Below are 8,712 nucleotides of genomic sequence, written 5' to 3' on the forward strand. Positions count from 1 at the left end.
CCTGCCCGGCCATCGCATCACGGAGCTCGATTCCGGGCTGCGGGTCGTCACGGAGGCCATGCCCTCCGTGCGTTCCGCGGCCCTGGGGTTCTTCGTGCACACCGGCTCGCGCGGTGAATCCGTTGCGGAGGCCGGGCTCAGCCACTTCCTGGAGCACCTGCTGTTCAAGGGCACCGATCGCTACGCGAGCGCAGAGATCGACAAGCTCTTCGACGGCATGGGCGCGGAGCTCAACGCCGGCACGGACAAGGAGAGCACCGCGGTCTACGCGCGGATGCTCGACCAGCACCTGCCGGCGGCGTTCGACGTCATGGCCGACATGGTCTGGCGTCCCGCGTACCAGGACGTCGATCCCGAGCGCGAGGTCGTGCTCGAGGAGATCGCGATGTACGAGGACGATCCCCAGGACACGGTGTTCGATGTCCTGGGGGAGGCCGTCTTCGGCGACCACCCGCTCGGGCGGCCGATCATCGGCCGCGCGCCGGTGATCCGCGACACGCCGATCGAGGTCATCGCCGAGTTCCACAAGCGCCGCTACGTGCCCGGCAACGTCGTCATCGCCGCGGCCGGGTCCGTGGACCACGACCAGATCGTGGAACTCGCGCAGCGCACGGGGCACACCCATGAGGGGCTGGAGGCCGTGCCGGCCATCGAGCCCGCCCCGAACGACCCGCGGGCGACCGTGCGCTTCGTGCGCAAGGACACCGAGCAGGTCCACGTCACGCTCGGCGGCCTCGGCCTCCAGCGCGGCGACGACCGGCGCTTCGCCGCGCGCGTGCTCGACGCGATCTTCGGCGGCCTGTCCAGCTCGCGGCTGTTCCAGGCCGTGCGTGAGGAGCGCGGGCTCGCCTACAGCGTCTACTCGTTCACCGGCCAGTACTCGGACACGGGCCAGGTCGGCCTGTACGTCGGCACGCGCCCGGACAACCTCGTCGAGGCGATGAAGGTCGTCAGCGACGAGCTCGAGCGCCTGCGCGAGCAGCCGGCGACCGAGGAGGAGCTCGTGCGCGCCCGGGAGAACGTCAAGGCCCGCATCGTGCTCGGCATGGAGTCCACCGGCGCGCGCATGCACCGCCTCGGCGGGTCGCTGCTGTTCGGGCTGCCGCTGCTGGAGACGGACGAGGTCATGGAGCGGATCGACGCCGTCACGCTGGACGACATGCGCTCCCTGGTCGACGACCTGTGGGCGCCCGGACGCCTGTCCGCGGCCGGCATCGGGCCGGACGAGGACAAGTTCTGCGCCGCCGTCGAAGGCGTCGCGGGCACGGATACGCAGCTCGCCGCGTGATGATCAAGGTTGCCGTAGCCGGCGCCGCGGGGCGCATGGGCGCGACGACGTGCGAAGCCGTCGAGGGCGCCGAGGACATGGAGCTGACGGGTCGCGCCGACCCGTCGCTCGGCACGACCGTCGCCGACGTGCTCGGCGACGCGGACGTGCTCGTGGACTTCACGCTCCCGGACCAGGTCCTCGGCAACATCACGCAGGCCACCGCGGCCGGCGTGCACGTCGTCATCGGCGCGACCGGCTGGCGTGAGGAAGACCTGCGCCGCGCCGTCGAGGGCACGCCGGGCAAGGTGTTCGCCGCCCCGAACTTCGCGATCGGCGCGGTGCTGATGATGCGCTTCGCCGCCGAGGCGTCGCAGATCATGGACCGCGCCGAGATCATCGAGTACCACCACCCGAACAAGGTCGACGCGCCGTCCGGCACCGCCGCGCGCACCGCCGAGCTGATGGACGGCGAGGTGCCGATCCACTCGGTCCGCCTGCCCGGCCTGGTGGCCGACCAGGACGTCATCTTCGGCGATGTCGCCCAGACCCTCACCCTGCGCCACGTCACGACGGACCGCACGAGCTTCATGCCCGGCGTCCTGCTGGCGATCCGCAAGGTGGCCGAGCTGCCCGAGTCTCCCGTGATCGGGCTCGAGAAGCTCTTGTGGCCCTCGTAGCGGTCACGGATCACGCCGCCGAGCGATATCTCCAGCGCGTCCGTGGCGCGCTCGAACCGAAGCTGGAAGTCGCCGCGCGGGTCTCACGCGCGGTCGACGCCGGACGCCTGGAGCCCGGGGAGCGCGGCGCCGTGCTCGTGCGCGACCTCGAGGACGCCGAGCTCGTCTACATCTGCATCGAGGACAAGCCGCGCGGCGAGCTGATCGTGATCACCCTGTGGGAGGGTGGGGAGGACCCGCGCGTGCCCAAGCGCTTCACGGACGCACTACGGAGAGCCAGTCGCGCCACTCGCGCCCCGTCCGCAGAGCGACCTTGACGCGGTAGGTCCCACGCGCGGGAAGGCGGTCGACGCGCAGCCGCGCGCGGCGCCCCGGGGAGAGCTGGACCCGCACCGTCGCGCGCAAGCCTCCGGACTGCAGCCCCACCGTGCCGGCGCACGCGCGGCGCGTCGCGCCGCGCGGGCAGGAGACGAGCAGCCACGGGCGGGCGCCGCCGGCGCGCAGCAGCGCGTGGACCTCCAGCCGCGGGGTGCCGGAGCGCGTGATGTGCTGGCAGGCCGCCGCGACGTTGTCGCGCGAGTCGACCTCGGCGCGGTCGTCCTCGAGCCGCGTCTCCGCGCACTCGACGTTGTCGCGCTCCCCGTCGTCCGCGCGCATCCGGTCGGTCCCGGACTCGCCCAGCAGCGTGTCGTGGCCCGGGCCGCCGATCAGGACGTCGTCGCCGGGCCCGCTGTTGAGGTGGTCGTTGCCCGGGCCGCCGTCGATTCGGTCGGCGCCGCTCTGCGCGCCGTCCGGATCGTCTGAGAGCTCGTCGATGACCTCGTCGTCGCCCGCCTGGCCGCGCACGGTGTCGTTGCCGGCGCCGGGCTCGATCCGGTCGTAGCCCGGGCTGCCGTCGATCACGTCGTCGCCGCCGAAGCTGTCGACGGTGATGCCCTGGTCGGCGGCGCGGATGACGTCCGCGGCCGGCGTGCCCAGCACCGCGGTCGCGCCGGGCGCCACCTGGTCGCCCTCGCCGGGCGAGCCGGCCACACCGCCCGCGAGGTCGATCGTCACGCCGGTCGTGTGGTCGGTGTAGTCGAGGACCCGGCCTTCCAGGACGTCAGCGCCCGGGCCGCCCCGCACGCTCCCGCCGCGGAGCCGGTCGTCGCCCGGCCCGCCGCGCAGCGTCGCGGCCCCCGAGAGCACGTCGTTGCCCGCGCCACCGTCGACGGTCGTGTCACCGGCCGTGCCGGCGTAGGTGTCGTCGCCGTCGCCGAGGTCCACGCTGACGTGCGGCTCGCCGAGGTTCGGGCAGGTCACCGTCTGGGCGTCCTCCGCGACGCACGGGGCCGCGGGCGTGAGCCCGGCCGGGTCGCGCAGTCGCGCCACGCCCGCGGTGACCGACAGCTCGAGCCGGTTCGCCTCGCCGGGCGCGGCCGTGACCGTCACCGTGTGCACGGAGTACCGCTGCGCATGCAAGTCCGTCTCCGTCGTCACGGTCGACGTGACCGTCGCGGCCGAGGCGGTGCTGCAGGCGAGCGCCCACGCGAAGAGGCTGGCGACTGCGAGGATCCTGGACATGACCTCGAAACGGTCTGCATCGGTGAGAGTTCCGCTGTCCAATCCGGACAAGGTCCTGTTTCCTGACAACGGCATCACCAAGGCCGACCTCGCCGACTACTACGAGCGGGTCGCGGACGTCATGGTCCCGCACGTCGCCGACCGCCCGATGAACCTGTGGCGCTGGAACAAGGGCATCGCGCACGACGTCGTGATCCAGCAGTCGCTGCCGAAGGGCGCGCCCGACTGGGTCGCGCGCTGCGAGGTGCCGCGCCGCAAGGGCGGGGACATCACCCACGGGATGATCAACGACGCGGAGACGCTGCGCTGGCTCGCGCAGCAGAACTGCATCACGCCGCACGTCTGGAACGCCCGCTGCGACCTGCGCGAGAAGCCCGACCGGCTCGTGTTCGACCTCGACCCGACCGAGGACGACTTCGACGAGATCCGCAAGGCCGCGCTCGCGGTGGCCGAGCTGCTGCGCGAGGTCGGGCTCGTCCCGTTCGCGAAGCTGAGCGGCTCGCGCGGGATCCACGTGGTCGCGCCGCTCAAGCGCACGCGGGAAGCCGACCAGGTGCGCGCCGCGTCGCAGGTGCTGGCCGACCGGATCGCGGCGGAGCATCCCGACACGCTCACGACCGAGTGGCGCAAGGACAAGCGCGACGGAAAGATCCTCGTCGACGTCGCCCGCAACACGTACGGGCAGACGGTCGTCGCGCCCTATGCGGTCCGTGGCCTGCCGGGCGCGCCGGTCTCCGCACCGGTCACGTGGGACGAAGTCGCGGACCCCAGCCTGAAGCCGCACGCGTTCACCCTGCAAACCATGGGCGAGAGACTTAAAGCGATCGGGGATCCATGGGCGGACATCAACACTTGCGCGCGTAGCCTTGCGAAAGCCTTGCTCAAACCTTGAGATTTGCCCTACACGGACTTGAGAGAGGGCTCCGATACCCCAGGTAACCCGATCACCTGTAGGAGCCCCTTTCCCTTGTCTGTCATCCCCACACGCTTCGGCCTTCGCGGCAAGCTGCTCGCCGGCTCAGCCGTCCTGCTGGCCTTCACCGGCACCGTCGGCGCCTTCGGCATCAACGACATCCGGTCGGCCGACAAGAGCTCCGACGCGCTGTACGAGAACTCGGTCGTCCCGCTCTCCCAGCTCGGCACCGCCCGCGCGAAGTTCAACGAGAACCGCGCGTTCTTGAACAACCACATGCTCGAGACGACCGCCGCCGACAAGGCCGAGGTCGAAGGCAAGATCACGAAGAACGCCGCCGTCATCGACGAGAACCTGACCAAGGTCGGCGCCTCCCTCGCCGGCAACGCCGCGCTCGAGGCCGAGTACAACGCGCTCAAGACGGACCTCGCGACCTACCGCGAGACCCGCGGCGACGTCATCAAGCTCTCCAACGCCGGTGACCAGCAGGCCGCGTACGCGCTCAACAAGGCCCAGGGCATCCCGGAGTCGGGGAAGGTCACCGCGGACTTCACGCAGCTCTTCGACGCCGAGGTCGCCAAGGCCGGGCAGACGAACAAGGACATCACCGCGACCGCGTCCGCGGCCGTGACGCGCGCGCTGATCATCATCATCGCCGCAATCCTCGTTGGCTTCGCCATGGCGCTGTGGTTCTCGCGCCGGATCACGAAGACCGTGGGGGAGATCCTCGATCGCCTCAAGATGCTGGCCGAGAACTGCACCACCGACCTCGCGAACGCCCTTGGCCGCGTCGCCCACGGCGATCTGACGGTCGAGGTCGTGCCGGTCACGCCGGAGCTGCACCGCTCCTCCAACGACGAGATCGGTGACGTCGCCGAGGCCGTCGGCGCCATCCGCAACCACACCGTCGCGTCGGTCAACGCGTACAACGAGATGCGCGCGCAGCTCGCCGACACCGTGGCCGAGATGGCCGAGCAGGCCGCGACCGTCGCCGCCGCTTCGCAGCAGATGGCCGCCACCTCCGAGGAGACCGGCCGCGCCGTGTCGGAGATCGCCGCCGCCGTGACCGAGGTCGCGCACGGCGCCGAGCGCCAGGTCCGTGGCGTCGAGACGGCCCGCGAGGCCGTCCAGGAGGCCGCCCGCTCGGCCGAGACGAGCTCCGTCGTGGCCACGGAGACCGCGCAGGCCGCCGAGTCCGCCCGTGGCGTCGCCCTCGAGGGCGTCAGCGCCGCCGAGTCCGCCAGCGCCGCGATGCGCGAGGTGGCCGAGAACTCCGCCGCCGTCGGTGGCGCCATCCACTCCCTGACCGAGCGCAGCGAGCGCATCGGCGGCATCGTCGGCACGATCACCGGCCTCGCCGAGCAGACCAACCTGCTCGCGCTGAACGCCGCGATCGAGGCCGCCCGTGCCGGCGAGCAGGGCCGCGGCTTCGCCGTCGTGGCCGAGGAAGTCCGCAAGCTGGCCGAGGAGTCCCAGGGCGCCGCGGCCGAGATCTCCGCCCTCATCGGCGAGATGCAGGCCGAGACCTCCCGCGTCGTGGGTGTCGTCGCCGACGGCACGCAGCGCACGCAGGACGGCGTCGCCACCGTCGAGCGCACCCGTGAGGCCTTCGAGGCCATCGGCACCGCGGTCGAGGACATGGCGTCCCGCGTCGGCGAGATCACCCTGGCCGTCGACCAGATCAGCGCCCAGGCCACGCTCGCCGAGAACGAGGTCGTCGACGTCGCCGCCGTCGCGGAGGAGTCCAGCGCGTCCGCCGAGCAGGTGTCCGCCTCGACCCAGCAGACCAGCGCCTCCGCCCAGGAGATCGCCGCGTCCGCCCAGACGCTCTCCGGGACCGCCGAGCACCTGAACTCGCTCGTCGCCCGCTTCACCGTCGCCGCCTAGCGCGGCGCATGCGCGCGGTGTCGCCGCGCTTTTGATCGGGTCTGCGGAGACCCGCCCGCGCATCACGGAAGGCCCGCCCTCATCGGCGGGCCTTTCGTCGTTCTTGAGAGCGGGGGCCGGACTTGATGAAACCTTGACGTTTTCGGGATGCAAAGCGGATGTCGCTCGGGCGATCACGGTGAGCAGAACCTTCGCAATCCTCTGACCGGAGAGAACCCGTTGTCCCTCACCATCCGCACGAAGCTGCTCGCCGGCTTCGGAGCCGTACTGCTCGTCCTGGTGGGCGCCGTCGTCGTCGGCGTGCGCTCGGCCAATTCCGTCAACGAGAGCGCTCAACACGCGTACATCGACGACGCGATCCCGCTCAAATCCGCCGCGCAGAGCCTGCTGACCGAGATGGTCGACCAGGAGACCGGCGTCCGCGGCTACCTCATCACGGCCGACGAGGACAGCCTCGCCCCGTACACCGAGGGCCGTAGGACCCTCGCCGAGGTGCTCGAGCGCATGAAGCCGCTGCTCGACGAGCACCCGATCATGGCCGGCCTCGTCGCCGACGCCGAGCCGCAGATCAAGGCGCTCCAGGACTACTTCGAGTCGCAGATCGCGCTCGTGAAGTCGGGTCCGGCCGGCCAGGCCGAGGCACAGCGCCGGATCGGCGAGGGCAAGGCGGAGTTCGACGCCTTCCGCAAGTCCGCCGCCGCGATCGAGGCCGACACGGTCAAGTTCGTCAAGGACGCGGAGGTCGAGCAGGACGCCGCGTACGCGGACGTGCGCACGCAGCTGATCGTCCTCGGCGTGGTCGGCGCGTTGATCGCGCTCGGCATCGCCTGGCTGATCACGCGCTCGATCGTCGGCCCGGTCCGTGAGATGCAGCGCGCCGCCGACGGCATCGCCGAGGGCGACGTCGACCAGACGATCACGGTCAAGAACCGCGACGAGCTGGGCGCCATGGCCACGTCCTTCGACCGCATGCTCGACTACCTGCGCGAGCAGGCCGAGACCGCCGAACGTGTCGCCGCGGGCGACCTGACGATCAAGCCCGAGCCGCGCTCCGAGCGCGACCTGCTCGGGCACGCCATGCACCGCCTGGTCGTCGACCTCGAGCGCGTCGTCGGCGACGTGAGCGCGAACGCCGGCTCGGTCGCGAGCGCCTCCCAGCAGATGGCGTCCACCTCCGAGGAGGCCGGCCGCGCCGTCGGTGAGATCGCCTCGGCCGTGACCGAGGTCGCCCACGGCGCCGAGCGTCAGGTCCGCATGGTCGAGACCGCCCGCGACACCGCGCTCGAGACCACCCGCGCCGCCCGTGCGTCGTCGACCGCGGCTTCCGAGGCCGCTGACGTCGCGAGCGACGCCGGCGAGATCGCCCGCCAGGGCGTCGGCGCCGCCGAGCAGGCCACCGACGCGATCCAGAGCGTGGCCGACGCCTCGCGTGAGATCACGACCGCCATCGAGGGCCTCGCTCAGCGCTCCGAGAAGATCGGCGGCATCGTCGACACGATCACCGGGATCGCCGAGCAGACCAACCTGCTGGCGCTCAACGCCGCCATCGAGGCCGCCCGCGCCGGCGAGCAGGGCCGCGGCTTCGCGGTCGTGGCCGAGGAGGTCCGCAAGCTGGCGGAGGAGTCCCAGGCCGCCGCTTCGCAGATCTCCGACCTGATCGGCGAGATGCAGAACGAGACGAACGCGGTGGTCGTGGTCGTCGAGGAGGGCGCCCGGCGCACCGAGGACGGCGTCAGCACGGTCCAGCAGACGCGTGAGGCGTTCCAGCGGATCGACACCGCCGTCGCGTCGATGGGCGAGCGCGTCGCCGAGATCGCGGCCGCCAGCCAGCAGATCTCCGCCGACTCCGAGCGCATGCAGGAGGAGATCGCCGAGGTCGCCTCCGTGTCCGAGCAGTCCTCGGCCGCCGCCGAGCAGGTCTCCGCCTCCACCCAGGAGACGAGCGCCTCCACGCAGGAGATCGCGTCCAGCGCCCAGGAGCTCGCCGCCACGGCCGAGCGCCTCGAGTCGCTGGTCGGGCACTTCCGCCTCGCGCACGCGTAGAGCCCAGGGGGTCGCGAGCACATCCGCCCGTCGGGTGTGCTCGCGCTACCCCGACGCCACGCGGCGCCCGGGCACGCTACCGTCGTGCCATGGGCTTCCTCGACAAGGCCAAGAAGCTCGCCGAGCAGGCGCAAACCAAGCTCGACGAGGTGCAGTCCCAGATCAACCAGCAGGGCTCGTCCCGGCCTGGTGGGCAACAGCCGGGTGGCTACGTCGAATACGACAAGCACGGCCGCCCGATTCCGCCCCAGCAGTCGGCGACCCCGCCGCACGGCGACCCGCTCGCCGGCGGCCAGGCCGTTCCCGGCGCGGGCGCGCCACCGGCGCCCGGCCCCGGCGGTCCCGGGTACGGCGACCCG

At 71.9% G+C, this 8,712-nt stretch carries 7 protein-coding genes and 1 pseudogene; 7 read left to right on the top strand and 1 reads right to left on the bottom strand.

Annotated features, from left to right (window positions below):
- Position 1 precedes the first annotated feature (1 nt).
- The 3 genes from OJ997_RS31455 to OJ997_RS31465 are packed head-to-tail and all read left to right on the top strand — an operon-like array spanning position 2 to position 2,264.
- Entirely contained in the window at positions 2–1,288 is a 1,287-nt protein-coding gene (locus OJ997_RS31455; protein WP_372517958.1) for a M16 family metallopeptidase, read from the top strand.
- Positions 1,288–1,947 carry a 4-hydroxy-tetrahydrodipicolinate reductase gene (locus tag OJ997_RS31460; RefSeq protein WP_270029334.1) on the top strand — a complete coding sequence of 220 codons (660 nt, stop codon included), beginning with the start codon at positions 1,288–1,290 and terminating at the stop codon, positions 1,945–1,947. Before OJ997_RS31455 ends, OJ997_RS31460 begins: the two co-directional genes overlap by 1 nt.
- A complete protein-coding gene (locus OJ997_RS31465) occupies positions 1,935–2,264 on the top strand; it encodes a hypothetical protein (protein WP_270029335.1) in 330 nt (109 codons plus the stop codon). Before OJ997_RS31460 ends, OJ997_RS31465 begins: the two co-directional genes overlap by 13 nt.
- Here OJ997_RS31465 and OJ997_RS31470 read toward each other — a convergent pair.
- Complete coding sequence (locus OJ997_RS31470) at positions 2,203–3,510, bottom strand: calcium-binding protein (protein WP_270029336.1); 1,308 nt, start codon at positions 3,508–3,510, stop codon at positions 2,203–2,205. The genes OJ997_RS31465 and OJ997_RS31470 overlap by 62 nt on opposite strands.
- Positions 3,511–3,532: 22 nt before the next feature.
- Here OJ997_RS31470 and ligD point away from each other — a divergent pair, with 22 nt between their 5' ends.
- From ligD to OJ997_RS31490, 4 genes and pseudogenes are all read left to right on the top strand, one after another.
- Positions 3,533–4,402: a non-homologous end-joining DNA ligase gene (gene ligD, locus OJ997_RS31475; protein ID WP_270029337.1), complete on the top strand. Its 870-nt coding sequence runs from the start codon at positions 3,533–3,535 to the stop codon at positions 4,400–4,402.
- 75 nt (positions 4,403–4,477) lie between these two features.
- Positions 4,478–6,310, top strand: a complete 1,833-nt coding sequence (locus OJ997_RS31480; RefSeq protein ID WP_270029338.1) for a methyl-accepting chemotaxis protein — start codon at positions 4,478–4,480, stop codon at positions 6,308–6,310.
- Positions 6,311–6,529: 219 nt separating this feature from the next.
- The gene (locus tag OJ997_RS31485; protein WP_270029339.1) at positions 6,530–8,353 is read left to right on the top strand and encodes a methyl-accepting chemotaxis protein; all 1,824 of its coding nucleotides are present in this window, start codon (positions 6,530–6,532) and stop codon (positions 8,351–8,353) included.
- Positions 8,354–8,442: 89 nt separating this feature from the next.
- Positions 8,443–8,712: pseudogene (locus OJ997_RS31490) on the top strand (hypothetical protein); the annotation flags it as partial.

It is taken from the genome of Solirubrobacter phytolaccae, from assembly GCF_027587195.1.
GTDB lineage: Bacteria > Actinomycetota > Thermoleophilia > Solirubrobacterales > Solirubrobacteraceae > Solirubrobacter > Solirubrobacter phytolaccae.

Bases quoted from the DNA above. Each gene is read 5' to 3' on its own strand.
- OJ997_RS31460 (WP_270029334.1), top strand. From the start codon at position 1,288: ATGATCAAGGTTGCCGTAGCCGGCGCCGCGGGGCGCATGGGCGCGACG.
- OJ997_RS31470 (WP_270029336.1), bottom strand. From the start codon at position 3,510: ATGTCCAGGATCCTCGCAGTCGCCAGCCTCTTCGCGTGGGCGCTCGCC.